General features: G+C 69.1%; 18 protein-coding genes. 10 read left to right on the top strand and 8 right to left on the bottom strand.

The genetic code is table 11. The annotated features are described in order from the left end of the window. Positions 1–13: 13 nt before the first annotated feature. Positions 14–1216, bottom strand: coding sequence for a cytochrome P450 (locus tag ACH4U7_RS40915; RefSeq protein ID WP_398532849.1), 1203 nt, complete (start codon positions 1214–1216; stop codon positions 14–16). A 151-nt stretch (positions 1217–1367) separates the two neighbouring features. On the opposite strand from ACH4U7_RS40915, the gene ACH4U7_RS40910 reads away from it, so the two are divergent. Further along, positions 1368–2288: a LysR family transcriptional regulator gene (locus ACH4U7_RS40910; RefSeq protein WP_398532848.1), complete on the top strand. Its 921-nt coding sequence runs from the start codon at positions 1368–1370 to the stop codon at positions 2286–2288. Here the strand turns inward: ACH4U7_RS40910 and ACH4U7_RS40905 are convergent. Continuing rightward, positions 2266–3165 (bottom strand): LysR family transcriptional regulator, encoded by a 900-nt coding sequence (locus ACH4U7_RS40905; protein WP_398532847.1) that lies wholly within the window; start codon positions 3163–3165, stop codon positions 2266–2268. The genes ACH4U7_RS40910 and ACH4U7_RS40905 overlap by 23 nt on opposite strands. A gap of 152 nt (positions 3166–3317) precedes the next feature. Between ACH4U7_RS40905 and ACH4U7_RS40900 the strand changes: the two genes are divergently transcribed. The 8 genes from ACH4U7_RS40900 (at position 3318) to ACH4U7_RS40865 (ending at position 12433) form a co-directional block, all read left to right on the top strand. Continuing rightward, complete coding sequence (locus ACH4U7_RS40900; RefSeq protein ID WP_398532846.1) at positions 3318–3995, top strand: type 1 glutamine amidotransferase domain-containing protein; 678 nt, start codon at positions 3318–3320, stop codon at positions 3993–3995. A gap of 258 nt (positions 3996–4253) precedes the next feature. Beyond that, a complete protein-coding gene (gene nhaA, locus ACH4U7_RS40895; RefSeq protein WP_398532845.1) occupies positions 4254–6134 on the top strand; it encodes a Na+/H+ antiporter NhaA in 1881 nt (626 codons plus the stop codon). A gap of 148 nt (positions 6135–6282) precedes the next feature. Continuing rightward, positions 6283–7272, top strand: a complete 990-nt coding sequence (locus ACH4U7_RS40890) for a hydroxyacid dehydrogenase (RefSeq protein ID WP_398532844.1) — start codon at positions 6283–6285, stop codon at positions 7270–7272. 48 nt (positions 7273–7320) lie between these two features. Next, positions 7321–8451 carry a mandelate racemase/muconate lactonizing enzyme family protein gene (locus ACH4U7_RS40885; RefSeq protein ID WP_398532843.1) on the top strand — a complete coding sequence of 377 codons (1131 nt, stop codon included), beginning with the start codon at positions 7321–7323 and terminating at the stop codon, positions 8449–8451. Between the two features lie 73 nt (positions 8452–8524). Continuing rightward, on the top strand, positions 8525–9853 hold the full coding sequence (locus tag ACH4U7_RS40880) for an ABC transporter substrate-binding protein (protein WP_398532842.1): 1329 nt from the start codon (positions 8525–8527) through the stop codon (positions 9851–9853). Between the two features lie 2 nt (positions 9854–9855). After that, entirely contained in the window at positions 9856–10791 is a 936-nt protein-coding gene (locus ACH4U7_RS40875; protein ID WP_398532841.1) for a carbohydrate ABC transporter permease, read from the top strand. Continuing rightward, positions 10781–11641 (top strand): carbohydrate ABC transporter permease, encoded by an 861-nt coding sequence (locus ACH4U7_RS40870; protein ID WP_398532840.1) that lies wholly within the window; start codon positions 10781–10783, stop codon positions 11639–11641. The genes ACH4U7_RS40875 and ACH4U7_RS40870 overlap by 11 nt, the downstream gene beginning before the upstream one ends. Before the next feature lie 3 nt (positions 11642–11644). Further along, the gene (locus ACH4U7_RS40865; RefSeq protein WP_398532839.1) at positions 11645–12433 is read left to right on the top strand and encodes a sugar phosphate isomerase/epimerase family protein; all 789 of its coding nucleotides are present in this window, start codon (positions 11645–11647) and stop codon (positions 12431–12433) included. A 16-nt stretch (positions 12434–12449) separates the two neighbouring features. Here ACH4U7_RS40865 and ACH4U7_RS40860 read toward each other — a convergent pair whose 3' ends face one another. From ACH4U7_RS40860 to ACH4U7_RS40835, 6 genes are read right to left on the bottom strand one after another with little or no spacing between them, the layout of a single operon-like run. Further along, positions 12450–13166 (bottom strand): TSUP family transporter, encoded by a 717-nt coding sequence (locus ACH4U7_RS40860; RefSeq protein ID WP_398532838.1) that lies wholly within the window; start codon positions 13164–13166, stop codon positions 12450–12452. Then, complete coding sequence (locus ACH4U7_RS40855) at positions 13163–14248, bottom strand: ABC transporter ATP-binding protein (protein ID WP_385624016.1); 1086 nt, start codon at positions 14246–14248, stop codon at positions 13163–13165. The genes ACH4U7_RS40860 and ACH4U7_RS40855 overlap by 4 nt, the downstream gene beginning before the upstream one ends. Continuing rightward, positions 14241–15254 (bottom strand): ABC transporter ATP-binding protein, encoded by a 1014-nt coding sequence (locus tag ACH4U7_RS40850; protein WP_398532837.1) that lies wholly within the window; start codon positions 15252–15254, stop codon positions 14241–14243. Before ACH4U7_RS40850 ends, ACH4U7_RS40855 begins: the two co-directional genes overlap by 8 nt. Then, positions 15251–16252: an ABC transporter permease gene (locus ACH4U7_RS40845; protein ID WP_398532836.1), complete on the bottom strand. Its 1002-nt coding sequence runs from the start codon at positions 16250–16252 to the stop codon at positions 15251–15253. The genes ACH4U7_RS40850 and ACH4U7_RS40845 overlap by 4 nt, the downstream gene beginning before the upstream one ends. A 14-nt stretch (positions 16253–16266) precedes the next feature. After that, complete coding sequence (locus ACH4U7_RS40840; protein ID WP_398532835.1) at positions 16267–17196, bottom strand: ABC transporter permease; 930 nt, start codon at positions 17194–17196, stop codon at positions 16267–16269. Between the two features lies 1 nt (position 17197). Next, complete coding sequence (locus ACH4U7_RS40835; RefSeq protein ID WP_398532834.1) at positions 17198–18712, bottom strand: ABC transporter substrate-binding protein; 1515 nt, start codon at positions 18710–18712, stop codon at positions 17198–17200. 376 nt (positions 18713–19088) lie between these two features. Between ACH4U7_RS40835 and ACH4U7_RS40830 the strand changes: the two genes are divergently transcribed. Further along, positions 19089–20051 (top strand): 2-hydroxyacid dehydrogenase, encoded by a 963-nt coding sequence (locus ACH4U7_RS40830; RefSeq protein ID WP_398532833.1) that lies wholly within the window; start codon positions 19089–19091, stop codon positions 20049–20051. Positions 20052–20107 lie beyond the last annotated feature (56 nt).

Raw genomic sequence — 20107 nt, 5'->3', positions numbered from 1 at the left:
CCGGCGAGCCGCGTCAGCGCACCAGATGGAGCGGCAGCTCCCGCAGACCGCGAAAGCTGACGTTCGGTCGCCAGACCAGGTCGTCGCCGGTGAGCTCGATCGTGGAATAGCGCCGCAGCAACTCCGTCAGCACCATCGAGGTCTCCAGCTTTCCCAGCGCGGCACCGATGCAGTAGTGCGGTCCACCGCTGAAGGCCAGCGTTTTCACCCCGGTGCGGGTCAGGTCGAGGCGGTCGGGATCGGGATAGCGCTCAGGGTCACGGCCGGCCGCCCCGAAAAGCAGCATCACCTTGGCGCCCGCGGGGAGGGTGACTTCTGCCAGGGGGACGTCTTCGTTCAGGAGCCTGGAGACGATCTGCACGGGAGGGTCGTATCGAGTGATCTCATCGATCGAGCCGGTGATGATTTCCGGATTGTCGCGCAGCATCCGCAGCTGGTCGGGATGGCGGAGCAGCGCCAGGAGGCCGTTTCCGATCAGATTGACGGTGGTCTCATGGCCTGCGACGAACAAGAACTGAACATTGGCGATGATCTCCTCCTCGGTCAGCCGCCCGCCATCGACCTCGGCGTGCAGAAGGAGGGAGAGGATATCGTCTCGCGACGCTGACCTGCGCTCTTTGAGATGGTCGGCGACGTACTCGCGAAATTCCACCTCCGCCGCGTTCATCTCGACCGCGTCCTCGGCGGTGATCGAGGGGTCGATCACGCGGCTTATTTGTTCCGTCCAACGGCGGCACTGGTCTCGATCACTCCCGGGTAAACCGAGAAGTTCGCAGGTCACAGTCACCGGAAGGGGAAGAGCAAGACGGTGGATGAGATCCGTCTTACCTTCGCCCACGGCGTCGAGCAGCCGGGCGGTCTCGGCGGCTATGCGCGGCCGTAGCCGTTCCACTGAGGCCCGGGTGAAAACCTTGCTGATCGCGCCTCGGATCCGTCGATGGGCGGGGCCGTCGAGCATGAGCATCCATTTTCGTACGCTCTGCACGAGAGGGCTGTCCGGACCACCGCGCCGGTTGGCCCATGTCCGGTCCCGATAGAACTCGCTCGACGCTCCCGGCGCGCGCAGCACGGCATCCACATCGGCGTAGCGCGAAAGAACCCAATAGCCGAAGTGTGATTGATGGAGGGGGTCTGTCTCGCGCAGGCGTCGATAGATGGGATAGGGGTCGGTGCGGACCGATGGATCTCGCGGATCGAAAATTATGGTCATTTCCATGCCGCCTCTGTATGTCGCTTGATTTACCCCCTGAGACATAACACTTTCCAGAGACGCACAGCCAGGATACGGAGCCCGGACTAGGGAAAGTGCTATTCCGGCGCTAGGATGAAGCGGATCGATGAGGTGTACATTGTGATTCGAGGAATCGATGGATGTGACACTGCGGCAACTCGATGTATTCGTGGCGATCATGGATCACGAGGGGTTCGGCGCGGCCGCCGCCGCGCTCGGCATGAGCCAGTCCTCGGTGTCGCATTCGCTCGCCTCGCTGGAGCGCTCGGTGCAGGGCGAACTCGTACACCGTGCCACCCCCGTCCGGCCGTCGCCGCTGGGCGATGCGCTCCTGCCACACGCCCGCGCCACACTCGCCGCCGCCCGCGCCTTCCACGCCGCGGCGTCCGCCCACCGGAGCGCCGGCGCCGCCGGATCGATCGGGCTGGCCGTCCCCCCGACAGCCGCGCGCGGGCTGCTGCCCGGTCTGCTGCGGCTGTGGCGCGAGCAGCTTCCGCACATCGAGATCCGGATCTTCGAGGGCCTCGACGAGGAGATCGAGGAGTGGTTGGAGAGCGGTACGGTCGACGCGGCCGTGCTCATCGACCCGGACCCGCTTCCCCGCGGCGCCCTCCACCTCGCGACCGACGCCTATGAGGCCGTACTGCGCAGCGACCACCCGCTGGCGGGCGAGGAGTCCATCGCACTGGCCGATCTCCTGGACGACCCGCTGCTGGCCACCACCTCCGGCTGCGAGACCCAGGTCAAACACCTGCACTCGCTGGCCGGGCATCCATACCGGCCCACCCAGCGCATCCGCGAACTCACCACCCTGCTGTCCATGGTGGAGGCCGGCCTCGGCGTCGCGATCATCCCGTCCCTGGCCGCGAGCATGATGCCCGACACCCTCACCCTGGTCCCCCTTCTGCCCCGACTGGAACGCCGACTCGTCCTCACCGGCCCCACCACCCGCCCCTGGCACCCCAACGTCACCGCCATCCGGGACCTGTCCGAGAAACACGCCGCCGACATATCAGGCGGCCGGGCTCCCGACGTCACCACGAGGGCGCCTGCATGAGCAACCGTGTGCGAACGGCGGCGATCGACGGTGCGTTCTCGGTGCCGACGCGATAGGCGAGGTAGAGCGTGTTGATGGGCGGGATCTCGGGCTCCAGGAGCGGCACCAGGGCACCCGAAGCGAGTTCGTTCGCGCACAGATAGCGCGGCAGCACCGTGACCCCGGCACCGGCGACGGTCGCGGTCAGCACGCCCCGCAGATCGGGGACAACGACAGCGGGGCTGCTCGTGGGGCGGGTGCCGAACACGGTGCGCCAGTAGCGGCGGATGATGGGGCGGTCCTCCGCATAGCTGATCAGAGGCAGCTCGCGCAGGGCCACCGGCCCTTCGCGCATGAGCTGCCCACCGTCCACGAGCGCGGCCAGGCGCGGGGCTGCGACCAGGACGAATTCCTCATCCGTGAGCGGCACCGAAGCGATCGCCTTGCCGCGCGGGCGGTGGGTCGAGATGACCAGGTCGAACCGGCCGTCGGGGAGGCCGGCCAGCAGCTCGTCGGTCAGCCCCAGGGTCACCCTCAGCCGCAGTCCGTCGTGGATCAGTGGCGCCAGCGCGGCCAGCACCCGTGTGCTCATGAGTTCGGCGGGGCCGGCCAGATGCATGGGCTTGGTGAACGGGGTGGTCCGGCCGGCGACACCGCGCTCGGCGATGGTGGCGAGGGCGTCCACATGCGGACCGGCCTCGGCGGCGAGTTCATCGGCCACGGACGTCGGCACGACCCCTCGCGGCATACGCAGAAACAGCTGCTGCCCCATCTGCTCCTCCAGCGTGCGGATCTGTGCGGTGACGGTGGACTGGGACCGGCCGACCTGGCGGGCCGCCGCCGTGAGGGAACCGGACCGGTGGACGGCCAGGAAGGTCTTCAGCAGGGACAGATCCACCAGGGCTCCTCAGGGTCCGGCACATCCATCGGTTTTCCGATGGATGTGGGGCGATCTTTCCATTGGTCGCCCATGGGTGCTCCGCTCTACGCTGCGGAGACGCCGAGGGGCCGGGGAACTGCCCCTCGATCGGAAGCACAGAGGAGACCGCCATGCCCGGCACCCGAAAGATCCTGCTCGCCCTGACCAGCCACCAGGAGCTCGGCGAGACCGGCCGGACCACAGGCTTCTATGTGGGCGAGGCCGCGCACCCCTGGAAGGTCCTGTCCGACGCCGGTTACGAGGTCGACTTGGTCTCGGTCTCCGGGGGCCGTCCGCCGATGGACGGCCGCGACCTGTCCGATCCGATCCAGAAGGCCTTCCTGGAGGATCCGCGCATCGCGGAGAAGCTGGCGGCGACCGCCCGGCCGGAGGACATCACCCCCGGCGACTACGACGCCATCGTGTACGTGGGCGGTCACGGTACCGTATGGGACTTCCCCGACAGCGCCGGGCTCGCCGGTATCGGGCGCGACATCTACGAGGCCGGAGGGGCGGTCGCCGCGGTGTGTCACGGCCCGGCGGGCCTGGTCAACCTCAAGCTGTCCAACGGGGCGTACCTGGTCGACGGCAAGAACGTCGCGGCGTTCACCAACAGCGAGGAGGCCGCGGTGGGGCTCACCGACGTGGTGCCGTTCCTGCTGCAGAGCAAGCTCGAGGAGCGGGGCGCCAAGCACACCGGCGCACCCGACTTCGAACCGCATGTGGTCGTCGACGGCCGCCTGGTCACCGGGCAGAATCCGGCCTCGGCCACCGCACTCGGGGAAGCCCTCGTCAAGGTCCTCGTATAGGCCGGGGTACCGGTTCGGCCGCCCAGGAATGAAACAGCTGGTGGTCGCTGTTGCGCCGAGAGCCGCCGCCCCGGCGAAGTGTCGGCGAGAGCCCGGCGGGCACGGCCGCCGGGCAGGTCGGACACTTGGATTACGACGCGAGGTAGAAGTGAGCACCGTCCTGACAGAGCTGCCGAACAACCGGAAGAAGGCCCTCGACGGCCACCGCGCCGACGATATGGCCATGCCGTCCGGGCAGGGCGCGGTGCGCGGCTGATCATGTCCTCCGAGGCCAACAACTACACGGAGCAGACCGCCTGCGCAGCCGACTCGCACTCCCCGCTCCGTGACTTCCTGCGGACCGAAACCGGCAGCGCCGCCGTCCTGGTGACGGCGGCGTTCGCCGCGCTCATCTGGGCCAATCTGACGCCCTCGGCCTATGAGGCGTTCTGGCATACGCAGCTGTCCCTGCGGCTCGGCTCCCATGGCATCGCGCTCAACCTGCGCGAATGGGTCAACAGCGGGCTGATGACGGTGTTCTTCTTCGTCGTCGGCCTGGAGGCGCGGCGCGAGTTCGACATGGGGGAACTGCGCGAACGCAGCCGACTGGCCCTGCCGGTCACGGCGGGCCTGTGCGGCATGCTCGTACCGGTCGCCATCTACCTCGCGATCAACGCGGGCCACGCATCGGCGCAGGGCTGGGGCGCGGCCATGTCCACCGACACCGCCTTCGCCCTGGGGATCCTCGCCGTGGTCGGCCGGCATATGCCCTCCAGTCTGCGGGTTTTCATTCTCACCATCACCGTGGTCGACGACTTCCTGGCGCTGGCCGTCATCGCCATCGCGTACAGCAGCGACCTCTCCGTCCCGGCGCTGCTGGTGGCCATGGGCACCTTCGCCGTCGTCCTGCTGGTGCGGCGGCTGGGAGTGCGCCGTGGCGCCGTCTACGCGCTGCTGGCGGTGGTGGGCTGGGTCGCCATGCTCGAATCGGGTGTGGATCCCGTGGTCATCGGGCTGGCCATGGGGCTGCTGACCTACGCCTACCCCGCGGCGCGCAGCGACCTGGAGCGTGCCACCGGGCTGTTCCGGCTGTTCCGCGAACAGCCCACGCCCGAACTCGAGCGCTCGGTCCGCGCCGGACTGGCCTCCGCGATCTCACCCAACGACCGCCTGCAGCAGATCTTCCACCCCTGGGTCGGCTATGTCGTCGTGCCCCTCTTCGCCCTGACCAACGCCGGCATCCCGATCAGCGGCGAGCAGCTGTCGCGCGCGTTCTCCTCACCGGTCACCCTCGGCATCCTGCTCGGGTACACCCTCGGCAAGCCGATCGGCGTCATCGGCGCGTCGGCACTGACCACCTGGCTCAGCCGCGGCCGTATCCGGCTGCCGGTCGGGTGGGGAGCCGTCGCCGTCGGGGGCTCGGTGTCCGGGGTGGGCTTCACGGTCTCCCTGCTGATCGCCACCCTCGCCTTCCACGGCACCGGCCTCCAGGACGCCAAGATCGGCATCCTGAGCGCCGTCCTCTGCTCCTTCGTCATCAGCTGGCTGATCACCCGCGCCATCGGGGCGCTTCCCCGAGAAGCCCAGCTGCGAGCCCTGCTGGGCAAGGCCGAAACGATCATCGACCTCCCCGTACCCGTGGACCCCGACCGCGACCATGTGCGCGGCCCCCTCGACGCCCCGGTGACCGTCGTCGAGTACGGCGACTACGAATGCCCCTACTGCGGTCAGGCCGAGCCGGTCATCCGCGAGCTCCTCGGGGACTTCGGGGATGTGCGCTACGTATGGCGCCATCTCCCCCTGACGGATGTGCACGTCCACGCCCAGCTGGCCGCCGAGGCCGCCGAGGCGGCGGCCCTCCAGGGCGGCTACTGGGACATGCACGATCTGCTGCTCAGCCACCAGGGCGCCCTGCGCTTCGACGACCTGCGCGGATACGCCGCGGACATCGGTCTGGACGTGGCGCGCTTCGAGCGGGACATGCGCTCCCGCGCCGGTTCGGCCCGTGTCGCGGAGGACGTGGAGTCGGCGGATGTCGGCGGGGTGGCGGGCACCCCCACGTTCTTCGTCAACGGGCGCAGACACCAGGGGGCGTACGACATCACCGGCCTGTCCGCGGCGGTGCGCGCGGCCCGTGAGCGGGCGGCCGTCAGCGCCTAGTGTGCGAGCCGAGGACCGGGCGCGGGGCTATGCAGAGAAACGCCCATGCCGTCAAGGTATCGCGCAATGCGAAATGGGGCTTGGACGGGCATAACCGCGGGTCCCTACGGTCGTGACACCAGCGCAGACAGACCCGGTACGAGGAGCAATGGTGTCCAAACTCGCCGTCGTCATGACCCCCGAGCGCGCCGCCGACGTATGCGGCCCCGATGCCCGGCGTCTGATCGAGGAACACTTCGAGGCGACCTGGGCCGAAGGCGCGTTGGACGACCGGAAAGTGGCCCGGTTGGCCGCCGGCTGCGATGTACTGCTGACCAGTTGGGGCACCCCGCATCTGGACGGGTCGATCTGGGCCGACGGCGGCGGCCCCAAGGTGGTCGCCCACGCGGCCGGCACCGTGAAGAAGCTCATCGACCGTCAAGTGCTCGACCAGGGCGTCACCGTCTTCTCCGCCGCGGGCCGGATCGCCTGGTCGGTGGGGGAGTACTGCCTGGCCGCGATGCTCACCCTCGCCCGCCGCCTGCCGCGGTTCGACGCCGCGCTGCGCGGCGGCGGCTGGAAACAGAAGGACTTCAGGGGCGGCGAACTCGCCGGCCGCTCCGTGGGCATCGTCGGAGCCAGCTCCACCGCACGCGCCCTGATCACCCTGCTGAAGCCGTTCGGCTGCGAGGTGGTGGTGTACGACCCGTACCTGGACGAGACACGGGCCGCCGCGCTCGGCGTCCGCACCGCCACGCTGGCGGAGACGCTTCGCTGTGCGTTCGTCTCGCTGCACGTACCCGATCTGCCGGCGACCCGGGGAATGGTGACCAGGCAGCTCATAGAGGCGATGCCCGACGGCACGATCGTCGTCAACTCCTCGCGCGGCCCCGCCGTCGACCAGCCGGCGCTTCTCGACCACGTCCTGTCCGGCCGGCTCCTCGCCGCGCTGGATGTGTACGACCCCGAGCCCCCGAGCTTCGGCGAACCCGTGCTGAGCTGCCCGAATCTGCTGCTCACCCCGCATATCGCCGGGGACACCACGGAAGGGCATCTCGCCCTGGCCGGATATGTGCTGGCCGATGTCGTGGACTGGCTCGACAAGGGTGTCCACGGCCCGAGCCACGTCGATCCCGCCGCATGGCCGACCGCCGCATGACCACCCGCCCCACCCCCTCAGGTCTCCCGCGAAAGGACCCACGCTCCCATGTCGCGTATCACGGCGGTCGACGTCTTCCCCGTGGCCGTGCCGTTCGCCCGGCGGTTCGTACTCGGCAGCGGCACCGTCGGTACCCCGGACCAGGCAGGGTTGGTGATCTTCGTCAGGCTGGCCACGGAGGACGGGGTCGTCGGCTGGGGCGAACAGCGGGCCCTGCCGAGCTGGAGCTATGAGACCGCCGAGACGATCGCCGTGGTCATCAAGCGGCACCTCGCGCCCCTGCTGCTCGAACTCACCCCCTTCGACGTGGAGTTGTTCCACGCGCGAGCGAACCGACGGCTGAGCCCCGCGGTGTCCAACGGCTTTCCGTTCGCCCGGGCCGCGGTCGACATCGCCATGCACGATGCGGCGGGCAAACTGGCCGGCCTGCCGGTCCACGCCCTACTGGGCGGCAAGGTACGGGACACCATCCCGCTCTGCTCGGCCATCGGCGTGGGCGAGCCGTCCGCGGTCCGTGAGCATGCCCGAGCGTCCGCCGACTACCCGGCGTACAAGGTGAAGATCGGTGGGAACATCGACGCCGACGCCGCGGCCGTCACGGCCGTCGCCGAAGTGGCGCCGGCCAAGCCCATCTGGCTGGACGCCAACCAGTCCTATCGGCCGAGCGGGCTGAAGCGGCTGCTGCACGCGCTGCACGACGTGCCGGGGATCCACTGCGTGGAACAGCCCGTGCCGAGCACCGACACCCTCGGTCTGCAGCGGCTGCGCAGCATGATCGACCTCCCGGTCGCCATCGACGAGGGCAGCTTCACCGCCCAGGACCTGGCCCGTACCCTCCGCCTCGACGCCGCCGACCTGGTGGTCGTCAAGCTCTGCAAGTCCGGTGGCATCCGCGGCGCGTTGAAGACCGCCCAAGTCGCCCTGGCCGGCGGTCTGGAGGTGCTGGCCAGCGGGCTGACCGACTGCGGTATCGGCTTCGCGGCGGCGCTGCATCTGTTCAGCCAGCTCGAACTGGCCCTTCCGGCCGAGCTGAACGGCCCCGAGCTGCTGTCCGATCTGTACGTCGACAACCTGGACATCGTCTCGGCCGTCGCGACCGTCCCCACCGCTCCCGGCCTCGGTGTCGAGGTCGACGAGGAGCGCATCCGCGCCGAGTCGACGGACCTGGCGTTCGCCTGACACCGCACGTCCTCACCGGAGCCCCCCAGCACGCCCCCACCACAGCACGTCCTTGAACAGCGAGGAGACGACGATGTCTTCCAGCCTGTCCCGCCGCACCCTGCTCAGAAGAACCGCCGCCGGAGGGCTCGCCGTCGCGGGCCTGAGCGGCTGCTCGACCGGCCCGCCACCGGGCACCGCCACCTGGTCCATGTGGTCCAACGGCCCGGAGGAGGGCAAGGTCTGGGCCTCGTTCGGCGACTACGTCGAGAAACGCATGCACGTCAAGTCGGTCTCGACGCTCACCCCGTCGGACAGCTACGCCACCAAACTCGACCTCCAACTGGTCAGCGGAACGGCCAGTCTGGTCACCGGTATCAACGGCTGGATGGTGCCGACCTACGCGGCGCGCGGCGCGCACCGGCCGCTGGACGATCTGATCGCCGACGACCCGGACTTCGACCTCGACGACTTCTACCCCGCGATCCGGTCGATCTCGTCCTTCGCCGGCAAGACGTACGGCATCGGCTTCGACGTGGCGCCCACCGTGCTCTACTACAACAAGACGCTGCTGGACAAGCACGGCATCGACCCGCCGTCCCCCACCGAGCCCATGACCTGGGAGACCCTGCGGGATCTGGCGATCGAGCTGAGCGGGCCCAAGGACAGTTACGGATTCACCTGCGGTCCGGCCATCGACGACCTGGTGTCGTGGATCTACTCCGCCGGCGGCAACGTCATCAACGACAAAGGCGACGCCAGCGCCCTGGACGCCCCCGAGGCCCGGCACGCCATCGAATTCGTCATCGATCTGTTCGTCAAGGACCGCGCGACCCCGCCGATCACCAACCTGGTCAGCGCGAAGGCCAGCGGCGCCGCCCTGTCCAACTTTCTCCAGGGCAATGTCGCCTTTATGCAGAACGGGCCCTGGCAGGTGCTCAACGTCCGCAAGGCGCCCTTCGAATGGGACATCGTCCCCTTCCCCGCGGGGCCCGCGGGCAGTAAGCCGCGCGTATCGGGCTCCAGCTTCGGCATCCCCTCCGGCGTCAAGGGCTCCGACCTGGACCTGGCCTGGCGGCTGCTGAAGACCCTGACCAGCACCGGCGCGCTGGACATCTATGCGACGGCCGGGCGCAACAACCCGGCCAGGCGCTCGTCGGGCAGCGCCTTCAAACCACCGCCCGCCAACCTCGGCGTCGTCCAGAAGATCCTCAAGGGCGAGGTCGGCGGCGGCCACCCCTTCGACGTGACCACCAACTGGAACCGGGTGCGGCTGCTGATGGGCCAGGAGCTGCCGCGGGCCTTTCTCGGCGATCTGACGGTCGCCGAGACCATCGAGAACATCAACCCCCGGCTGAACGTCCTGATGCGTCAGCACCGGGACGCCGTCCGACAGGCCGACCGGCGCGGTGAGCGAGGATGACCATGGCTGTCGAGACCCGCACCGCCGCATCCCGGACCCCGACTCCGCGGCCCCCACGCCCCCGATGGCGCCGCTCGGAGGCGTTCGCCGCCTGGCTGTTTCTGCTGCCCAGTCTGATCGGATTCCTCGTCTTCACCGCCGGGCCGGTCATCGCCGCGGGTGTGATCTCGCTGCTCGACTGGAACCTGTTCAGCCCGCCCAGCTTCGCGGGTCTTGACAACTTCACCCGGCTGGGACCGGACGCGACCTTCTGGTCGGCATTCGGCAACACCCTGTACTTCACCTTTGCCAGCGTGCCGTTGACCCTGCTGGTCAGCCTGGTCCTCGCCCTGCTGCTCAACCAGGGGCTCCGGCGCATCGCGGTCTTCCGGTCGCTGCTCCTGCTGCCGTACGCCACCATCACCGTCGCGGTGGCCTTCGTCTGGGTCTGGCTCTACATCCCGACCGACGGACTGGTCAACGCCGTGCTCGGCATGGTCGGAATCGACGGTCCGGCGTGGCTGATCTCGGACGACTGGGCGATGCCGGCGCTGATCGTGATGAGCGTCTGGAAGAGCTTCGGCTTCGGCATGGTGATCTTCCTGGCCGGACTGCAGGCCATCCCGCAGCAGTTGTACGAGGCCGCCAGGGTCGACGGCGCCACACCGTGGCGGACCTTCCGCAGCGTGACGCTGCCACTGCTCTCACCGGCGATGTTCTTCGTCGTCGTCACCTCGATCATCAATTCGTTCCAGGTGTTCGACCAGGCCCTGGTGATGACGGACGGCGGGCCGGGGTCACGTACCACCACCCTCGTCATGTACATCTACCAAACGGGGTTCCAGAACTACGAGCAGGGCTACGCGGCCGCGCAGTCGATCGTGCTGTTCGCCTTCATCGCGGTGGTCACCGCGATGCAGTTCCTCCTCCAGCGGAGGCTGGTGCACTATGACAACTGACATCCCCGTACTCGCGCCGCTGCGCCGCTCGCCCGTCGCCAGACGGAAACTGCTGGTGTTCACCTGCTTTCTGGCCACGGCGGTCACCCTCACCCCGATCGTGATGATGGTGCTGGTCGCCTTCCAGTCCGACACCGAGTCGATGCAGACCAAGCCCTCGTTCTGGCCGAGCAGTTGGCACACCGAGAACATCGGCCGCGCCTTCGACCTGGTCCCCATCGGCCGCTATCTGCTGAACACCGTCATCTTCGCCGGTGGCACCACGATCCTGGAGACGATCACCGCGGCGCTGGCCGCGTACGCCTTCGCCCGGCTCGCCTTCCGGGGCCGCGAGGTGCTGTTCGGCGTGTATCTGGCCACCTTGATGATCCCGACGCAGGTCACCCTGGTCCCGCAGTTCATCCTGGTGGCCAAGTTGCACGGGGTCGACACCTGGGCGGGGATGATCCTGCCGCACGCCTTCACCGCGCTCGGGGTGTTCCTGCTGCGGCAGTTCTTCCTCGGCGTCCCCCGCGACTACGAGGAAGCGGCCCGGCTGGACGGGGCGAGCCGCTGGCAGACCTTCATCCGGGTGATCGTCCCGCTGGCCGTACCGGCCATCGCCACCCTGGCCGTGTTCAAGTTCATCAGCCAGTGGAACAACCTGCTCTGGCCGCTGGTGATCTCCAACAGCGACGCCACCAGGACCGCGTCGGTCGGCCTCCAGGTGTTCCAGTCCACCAACGGAACCCAGTGGAACCTGCTGCTGATGGCGGCCACCATCACCACCGTCCCGCTGATCCTGCTCTTCTTCCTCACCCAGCGATGGTTCGTCAAAGGCATCACCATGAGCGGACTCGGAGGCCGCTGACCCATGACATATCTGTGGTCCGTCTTCACCAAGCCCTGGTCCGCCCTGCCCGGCGACGAGCTGGGCAAGCTGGTCTCCGGGCTCGGCTTCAGCGGCGCCGAGGTCCCGGTACGGGACAGCGCCTATGTCACCCCGGCCGAGGCGGAGCGGCTGCTGCCGCCTTTCGCCGCACGGCTGAGGGCCGAGGGCGTCGAGGTCATCAGCGTCGCGAGCGGCCTGGACGAGCCCGTCTTCGCGGCGTGCCGGGCGGCGGACGTACCGATGATCCGCGTCATGGCCGAGCTCGGCCCCGACGGCTACACCGCCTCCGTACACCGCTTCCGGCAGCGCCTGGAGGCCGCCGCGCCCCTGGTGAAGCGGTACGGCGTGCAGGTGGGGGTGCAGCCGCACCACGGGCGCTTCGTATCCTCCGCGCTGGGTGTGATGGACCTTCTCGACGGGCTGCCGATGGACGGTTTCCGGGTGGTGTGGGACGCGGCCCACGACGCGCTCGCGGGCGACGACCCGGGGGTGACGCTGCCGCTGGTCGCGGACCGGCTCGGCATCGTCAACCTCAAGAACGTCATCCATGTGCCGGTCGAGCCCGCCGGTGAGTCGGTCGGCGGTCGCTGGAAGCCGTGGTTCGTCCCCGGCGCCGAGGGGCTGGCGAACTGGTCGGCGGTCTTCGACCGGCTGGCGGCCATGGGCTGGTCGGGGCCCGTCTGCCTGTCAGGCCAGTACTCCGACCCGAGCGTTCCGGTCGAGGAGCGCCTGGTGACGGACCTGGCGGCGGCGCGCGCGGCGAGTGCCTGACGCGCCGGCGCCAGGCTCAGACGAACTGCTGGATCACCAGCACGGTCGCGCTCGCCACCGCGAGCACCATGGCGGCGGACCTGGTACGCCGCATGTCCAGCCTGCCCGACAGCGGGCGGGCGAGCAGCACTCCGATCGCCGCGGCCGGGGCCAGCAGGGCGGTGTACCGCAGGCTGTTCGAGTGCACGGCCCCGGTCGCCGCCAGCGTGACCAGACTCATCGCCGAGCCGACCAGGAAGAACCCGCTCATCGTGGAGCGCAGCTTCGGGCCGCTCAAGCGCTGCCAGACCATGGCCATCGGCGGCCCTCCGATGGAGGTGGCCGTGCCCATCACCCCCGAGACCATCCCGGCCAGCAGCACGGACCGCCGTCCCGTACGGGGTACGAAGCCGCGCAGGCTCACCGCGACGCCCGCGAGGACGACCGCGGCGACGAGGAAGGCGAGTTGCCGGGCGGGCAGCAGGGCGACCAGCGCCGCGCCGCCCAGGACGCCCGGCACCCGGCCGACCAGCGCCCACCCCGCTCCTCGTATGTCCGCGTGCCCGCCCTCCAGCGCCATGACCGCGCCCGTGACCCCGGTGGCGAGCAGCAGCACCACCACCGGGGTGAGCGAGGGGTCCAGCGTGGCGATCACCGGGGCGGCGATCAGGCCGAGTCCGAAGCCTATGGAGACCTGGAGCAGCGACCCGACCGCCACGGTGACGAAGAGCAGGGCGAACTCCGGCGCGCTCACGCTCCCCTCGGCCCGGTGCCCAGCGGGAAGTGGCACAGCGCCTCATGCGGCTCCCGCCCGGGGTCCGCGGCGCCGTCGCGGGTGATCGCCAGGGGAGCGTGCTCGGCGCACCGGGCCTCGCTCTTCCAGCAGCGGGTGCGGAACCGGCAGCCCGACGGAATGTCGAACGGGGAGGGGATCTCCCCGCGCAACTGGATCTCCTCGTCGCGTGCCTCTCCTGAGACGTCGAGCGTGGGCGCGGCCGACATCAGGGCGGCGGTGTAGGGGTGCAGGGGCCGGTCGAAGACGTCCTCGGTGAGGCCGTGTTCGATGACCTTGCCCAGATACATCACCGTCACCCGGTCGGAGACATGTCGGACCACCGAGAGGTCATGGGAGATGAAGACATAGGAGACACCGAGCCTTTCCCGCAACTCGGAGAGCACATTGAGCACCTGGGCCTGCACCGACAGGTCCAGCGCGGAGACCGGCTCGTCGCACACGATCAGGTCGGGGTCGAGCGCGAGCGCCCGGGCGATGCCGATGCGCTGCCGCTGCCCGCCGGAGAACTCGTTCGGGTAGCGATGGGCGTCGCTGTCCCGCAGCCCGACGAGGGACAGCAGCTCACGTACCCGCCGCTCCCGGTCCTTGGCCGTGGGCACGATGTCGCGGTGGGTGCGCCACGGCTCCCCGATGAGGTCGGCCGCGGACATCCGGGCGTTGAGCGAGGCGAACGGGTCCTGGAACACCATCTGCACCCGACGCCGCCAGGCCAGCAGTTCCTTGCCCTTGAGGGTGAACGGGTCGGTGCCGTCGAAGCGCACCGTCCCCGTATCCGGCCGCTCGAGCCCGAGCACCACCCTGGCCAGGGTCGACTTACCGCATCCGGACTCGCCGACCAGGCCAAGGGTCTCCCCGCGCTCGAGCCGCACATCGACTCCGTCCAGCGCGGTCAGGCGCCGGCGCCCATGGCCGAACGACTTGGTGACGCCGCTGACCTCGAGCAGGGGCGGGGAGCCGGCCGAGCTGTCGCGGCGCGGGCCCGTGGCGGTGGTTTCGGTGACGGGGGCACCGGAGATCGGGGCCCCAGAGATCTCAGACACGGTCGAGCTCCTCGGAAAAGTGGCAGGCGGCCGAGCGCGAGGCGTCGACGGACACCAGATGAGGACGTTCCTGGGCGCAGCGCTCCCTGGCCAGCGGGCATCTGGCCTGGAAGACACAGCCGGAGGGGACCGCGCTGAGCTCGGGCGGGCTGCCCGGCACGGCGGGCAGCGGGCGGCCCCTGACGGCATGCTCGGGTACGGAGTCGAGCAACCCCTTGGTGTAGGGGTGGCGGGGGCGGGTGAACACCTCTTGTACCGGGCCGGTCTCCACCACATTGCCCGCGTACATGACCACCACATCGTCGGCGCGCTGGGCGACCACCGCCAGGTCGTGGGTGATCAGGACGATCGCCATGTCCCGCTCGGTCTGCAGATCCCGCAGCAGCCGCATGATCTGCGCCTGCACGGTGACGTCGAGCGCGGTCGTGGGCTCGTCGGCGATCAGTACGTCGGGGTCGAGGGCGACGGCCATCGCGATCAGCAGACGCTGCCGCATGCCGCCGGAGAACTGATGCGGATACGAGCGGGCCCGCAGCCGCGGCTCGGGGATGCCGACGCGGGTCATCAGCTCGATCGCCTTCTCCTTGGCCTCGCGCCGCGACAGCCCGCGATGGATGCGGAACGGCTCGGCGAGTTGCCTGCCGACCGGCTGTACGGGGTTGAGCGCGGTCAGCGCGTCCTGGAAGACGATCGACAGACCGGGGCCGGCGAGTTTTCTGCGGCCCGCCGGGCTGAGCCGCAGCACATCGGTGCCGGACACCCGTACGGATCCCTCCGTCACCTCGGCCACCGGGTCGAGCAGCCCGGCGATCGACAGGGCGGTCATGGACTTTCCGCAGCCGGACTCGCCCAGCAGCGCCAGTGTGCGGCCCTTGCGGACACTGAAGCTGACGTCGTCCACGGCGCGGACCGTGCCGGAGGCGGTGCGCAGTTCGACGCGGAGCCCTTCGACCTCGAGCGCGGCGCCTGCTGCTGCGGCGGGCGGGGGCAGGGTTGACGGCTTCACGCGATCACCTCCGGGGAAACAGCGGCTCGGGCCCCGCGCCGCTTCTTGGGCAGCGTCAGACGCCAGCGCTGTGCGGGATCCGTGGCCAGGCGCACCCAGGCGGCGAGCACCGTGGCCGACACCGTGGTGAGTACGATCGCGATGCCCGGCAGCACGGCGATCCACCAGGCGGTCTGCAGATACTGGCGGCCCTGGGCCACCATCAGCCCCCAGCTCACATCGGGGGGCTGGATCCCGATGCCGAGGAAACTCAAGCTGGACTCGGTCAGCATGACGAAGCAGAAGTCGAGCGTGGCCACCGTCAGCAGTGTCGGCAGCGCGATCGGCAGAATGTGCCGGTAGATGATCTGCCGGCTCGGGGTGCCGAAGGTCCGGGCCGCGTCGACGAACAGCCGGCTTCTGAGCTCGGCCGACTCCGCGCGGGCGGTGCGCAGATAGACGGGGATACGCGCGACGGCGAGGATCAGCACGATGTTCAGCGCGCTGGGCGAGAAGACATACAGCACGACCACCGCGATCAGCAGGGACGGGAAGCTGAGGATGACATCGGCGGTGCGCATCGCGATGTTCTCGCGCCAGCCCCCGTGGTAGCCGGCCCACATTCCCAGTGCGGAACCGATCAGCAGCGAACACAGCACCGCGGGCACCGCGACATACAGCGTGGTCCCGGCGGCCTCGATCAGCCGGGCCAGCACGCTGCGGCCCAGTACGTCCGTGCCGAGCAGCCCGTAGAAGCCGTGGTCGAAGGATGGCGGGCGCAGCGAGGCGCGCAGGTCCTGCCGTATCGCCCGGTCGCCGATGAACAGCCGGCCGAGCAGCGCGACCAGGAACACCAGGGCGAGGATGACGGCCGCGACGGCCGCGCCCCGGTCCCGGCCGAGCAGCAGCCACCAGCGGGGCGGGCGGGTGCGCGGTGACGCGGCTTCAGAAGTGGCAGTGGTGTCAGGGGCGGTTGCCGAGGCGGTGTCCCCGGCGGGACGGTCAGCGGGATCGGTCATGGTGGCTCCTTCGCTCACGCCGGCACCGCCTGGCGCACTCGGGGGTCGATCAAGGCGTGGCAGACGTCGACGAGGATGTTCAGCGCGAAGATCGTCACGGCGGTGATCAGAACCGCGGCCTGGAGCACGGCGAAGTCGCGCTGCAGAATCGAGTCGATCATGAGCTTGCCGATTCCGGGCCAGCCGAAGATCGTCTCCACGATCACCGCGCCGTTGACGAGACCGACGGTGAGGTCTCCGGCGACGGTCAGGACGGGCGTGACGGCGTTGCGCAGGGCGTGTCCGAACACAACTCGCTTGGCGTCGGCGCCCTTGCTGCGGGCCACCTTGACATAGGGCGCGGACAGCGCGCCGACCATGCTGCCGCGGACCACCTGGACGAGCACGCCGAACGGGCGGATCAGCAAGGTGGCGATCGGCAGCACCCATATCTCGGGGCCGCCCAGGGTGCCGGAGGTCGGCAGCCAGTCCAGGGTCACTCCGAAGACCAGCACACCCATGATCGCGAACCAGAAGTCGGGGATGCTGGCCGCGGTCATGGACAGCAGACCGGCGATCCGGTCGATGAGCGAGTTGGGCCGGTAGGCGGCGAGGCTGCCGACCAGCAGCGCGCCGAGGATCGACAGGAGCATGGTCATACCGGCGAGCTGAAGGGTGACGGGAAACGCGTCGAGCACCATCGAGGCGGCCGACTGCCCGGTCCGTAGCGACGTACCGAAGTCGAAGTGCGCTGCCTGGGTGAGGTAGTCCCACAGCTGCGCCGGGATGGAGTCGTCGAAGCCGTGGGCGGCGGAGAACTCCGCGCGCTGCTGGGGGGTGGCGCTCAGCGGGAGATAGAGGTCGACCGGGTTACCGGTCAGGCGTGCCAGGCAGAACACGCCCAGCACCACGAACACCAGAGGGATCGCACTGGAGATGATGCGCTTGCGCAGGAAGGACCACATGTCAGTGCCTCCCCGCCTTCGCCGGAGTGGCCTCGGCCAGCCGCATCTCGTCTCCGGTGGCGGAGTTCGGCTGGTACCGGACCGACGGCGACAGACCGAGCAGTCCGCGCATATGAGCCAGGTAGGCGTACTGCGCGACCGTCTTGTTCTGATAGTCGAGCAGATCGGCGAACGCCTTCTGGCGGGCCTCGCCGGACAGCTCGTTCGCCGCGTCGATGCGCCGGTCGAGCTCCTTGGTGCCGAACGTGGACTGCGGGCCGTCGCTCAACAGGTACTGACTGGTGGTGAAGGCCGCGTCCCCGGCCTGGTTGCCGTGCTGGACCAGCATTGCGATCGGCCCGACATTGCGGGGCAGCGGGCGCAGCTGGTACTGAAGACTGGTGGCCGTGTCCGCCATGCGAATCCTTACGTTCAGCCCTATTTGCGCCATCTCGTACTGGAGGGCCTCGGCCGTCTCCGCGATCCCGGCGAACTGGCCGTTGCGTGCCACGATGGTGATCCGCCGCTTGGTGGGGACCCCGTCGGCAGCCGCCTGCTTGACCAGCGCACGGGCCGCGGCCACGTTGTGCGAAGGGGGGACGAGGTCGTCGTTGTGGCCCACCACGCCGGGCGGGACCAGTTGCGCGGCGGGCTTGGCCAGTCCGCCGAGCAGGGCCTTGATGATGCCCTTACGGTCGATGGCCATGCCGATCGCCTTGCGCACCCGGATGTCGTTGAGCGGCGCCTCGCGGCCGTCTAGCCGTAGGGCGGTCGTCTCGTTGTTGGGGAAGGCGACGGAGTTGTCCTTGGTCGCGTCCATGGGGTCCAGCGATGTCGCGATGTCGGCCTCGCCCTTGTTGATCATGGCGGCGCGGACGCTGGCATCGCTGCGCCAGACATACATGGCCTGGGGGTAGGCGGGAGCCTTCCCCCAGTACTTTGCGTTGCGGGCCAGGGAGATCGAGACACCGGTCTGCCACTCCTTGACGGCGTAGGGGCCGGTGCCGATCGGTATGCGCACCTTGGCCTTGGTGTCGGTGGTGCGCGGCACGACCTCGATGAAGCTGATCCGCAACGGGAGGATGGGGTCGGCCTTCTTGGTGGTGACGGTCAGCCGGGTGGGGCTGACCGCGCGCACATCGAGCTTCTCGTCGCCGAAGACATAGCCGTCCACGTTGCAGGCGAGATCGGAGTTGACGGCGCGGTCGATGGAGAAGGCGGCGTCTTTCGCCGTGAACGGCTGTCCGTTCTGGAAGGTTACACCGGTGCGGATGTCGAAGGTCCATGTCGTGGGCTTCGTCTGCCGCCAGCCGGTCGACAGCAGCGGTTCCAGCTTGCCCGAGGTGGGGTCCCGTTCAATCAGCGGTTCGGTGATGTTGGAGCGGACCACGACACCGGTCGCGGTTGTGGATGACTCGCAGGGTTCCAGCGTCGGGGGTTCCTGGGTGAGAACCACCCGCAGCGTGCTGCCGTCCGCGCTGCCGGCGTCACCGGCGCTGTCGCTGTTCGCCACGGTGCACGCGCTGGTCAGCAGCATCGTGCCCGAGGCGAGAACACTAAGAACCGGATGTGCTCGGGACCTGCTTGGGCGAGGCAAGGAGCGTACGGAGGACTTCATCGTCGGCGTATCTCCGAAAGGGCTGAAGTGGTGCCGCCGGAGACGCGATTGCTGACATGGCTGTCCATACATGCGTACCCGGTCTGCATTTGTAAACGCCGAAGCTAAGGCCGAGGTGCAGGGGCGTCAAGGGGTGTGGCCAAAGCGTTGGCTGCGCGGTCCGCAGCAGGTCGGGACGAGCCCCGCGGCCGCCCATTGATATGGAGAAGGTATCGAGCGATACAGTTTTGAGCTTAGACACGCATCGAAATCGGCCATACGCTCCCGCCCATTCCACAAGAACGGGAGTGGCCCCATGCCTTCCTCAACTGGCACCGCCGGCACCGTGTTGCAGGTGTGTCCACTGCTGCCGACCCTGGAGTCCGCGCTGGCCGAGCACCATCACACCGTGCGACTCGCGGAACTGCCCGATCCCGACGCCTATCTGCGGGACCACGGTGGCGAAGTGGTGGCGGCTGTGACCAGCGCCCGGATCGGCGTGTCGAACGAGCTGATGGACGCCCTGCCCGCGCTCCGCGCGATCGTCCACTTCGGGGTCGGCTACGAGACCACGGACGTCGCCCGGGCCCGGGCGCGCGGTATCGATGTCAGCAACACCCCGGACGTCCTCACCGACTGCGTGGCCGATCTCGCCGTCGGCGCCCTGATCGATGTGATGCGCCGGCTGTCGGCCGCCGACCGCTTCGTCCGCCGCGGCGCCTGGCTCCAGGACGCCTTCCCTCTCGCGTCGAAGGTGAGCGGAAAGCGCGTGGGCATCCTCGGGCTCGGCAGGATCGGCCGCGCCATCGCCCGGCGGCTCGAGGGCTTCGATGTCGAGCTCCTTTACTGTTCACGTACGCCCGCCGAGGACGTGAGCTATCGCCGCGTGTCCTCGCCCACCGAGCTCGCCGCGGAGTGCGACGCGCTGGTCGTGGCGGTCTCCGGGGGCGGTGCCACCCAGGGCCTGGTCTCGGCGAGTGTGCTCGACGCGCTCGGCCCCCAGGGCTATCTGGTGAATGTCTCGAGGGGCAGTGTCATCGATGAGCCGGCCCTGGTGAACGCCCTGGTCAGCGGCGGGATAGCGGGCGCGGCGCTCGATGTCTTCGCGGATGAGCCCCGTGTCCCCAAGGATCTGCTGGACCTGGACACGGTCGTCCTGCTTCCGCATATCGCCAGCGCCACCCATGAGACACGTGAGGCCATGGGGGAGCTCACCTTCCGTAATCTGCACCGGTTCATGACCGAGGGCAGCCTCCTCACGCCGGTGCCGGAACATTGACAGCCAGATCGCCTCCTGTTTACAAATGAAGACGTCGGCTACATATGAGGACGGTG

The organism is Streptomyces sp. NPDC020845 (genome assembly GCF_044334165.1).
In the GTDB taxonomy this organism is placed as follows: domain Bacteria; phylum Actinomycetota; class Actinomycetes; order Streptomycetales; family Streptomycetaceae; genus Streptomyces.
Note: the sequence above shows the minus strand (reverse complement) of the source record. Positions and strands in the feature narration are given on the sequence as shown.

Excerpts from the sequence above, each read along its gene's own strand:
- ACH4U7_RS40915 (WP_398532849.1), bottom strand. The coding sequence starts at position 1,216 with ATGGAAATGACCATAATTTTCGATCCGCGAGATCCATCGGTCCGCACC.
- ACH4U7_RS40910 (WP_398532848.1), top strand. The coding sequence starts at position 1,368 with ATGGATGTGACACTGCGGCAACTCGATGTATTCGTGGCGATCATGGAT.
- ACH4U7_RS40900 (WP_398532846.1), top strand. The coding sequence starts at position 3,318 with ATGCCCGGCACCCGAAAGATCCTGCTCGCCCTGACCAGCCACCAGGAG.
- nhaA (WP_398532845.1), top strand. The coding sequence starts at position 4,254 with ATGTCCTCCGAGGCCAACAACTACACGGAGCAGACCGCCTGCGCAGCC.
- ACH4U7_RS40890 (WP_398532844.1), top strand. The coding sequence starts at position 6,283 with ATGGTGTCCAAACTCGCCGTCGTCATGACCCCCGAGCGCGCCGCCGAC.
- ACH4U7_RS40885 (WP_398532843.1), top strand. The coding sequence starts at position 7,321 with ATGTCGCGTATCACGGCGGTCGACGTCTTCCCCGTGGCCGTGCCGTTC.
- ACH4U7_RS40880 (WP_398532842.1), top strand. The coding sequence starts at position 8,525 with ATGTCTTCCAGCCTGTCCCGCCGCACCCTGCTCAGAAGAACCGCCGCC.
- ACH4U7_RS40875 (WP_398532841.1), top strand. The coding sequence starts at position 9,856 with ATGGCTGTCGAGACCCGCACCGCCGCATCCCGGACCCCGACTCCGCGG.
- ACH4U7_RS40870 (WP_398532840.1), top strand. The coding sequence starts at position 10,781 with ATGACAACTGACATCCCCGTACTCGCGCCGCTGCGCCGCTCGCCCGTC.
- ACH4U7_RS40865 (WP_398532839.1), top strand. The coding sequence starts at position 11,645 with ATGACATATCTGTGGTCCGTCTTCACCAAGCCCTGGTCCGCCCTGCCC.
- ACH4U7_RS40845 (WP_398532836.1), bottom strand. The coding sequence starts at position 16,252 with ATGACCGATCCCGCTGACCGTCCCGCCGGGGACACCGCCTCGGCAACC.
- ACH4U7_RS40840 (WP_398532835.1), bottom strand. The coding sequence starts at position 17,196 with ATGTGGTCCTTCCTGCGCAAGCGCATCATCTCCAGTGCGATCCCTCTG.
- ACH4U7_RS40835 (WP_398532834.1), bottom strand. The coding sequence starts at position 18,712 with ATGCTGCTGACCAGCGCGTGCACCGTGGCGAACAGCGACAGCGCCGGT.
- ACH4U7_RS40830 (WP_398532833.1), top strand. The coding sequence starts at position 19,089 with ATGCCTTCCTCAACTGGCACCGCCGGCACCGTGTTGCAGGTGTGTCCA.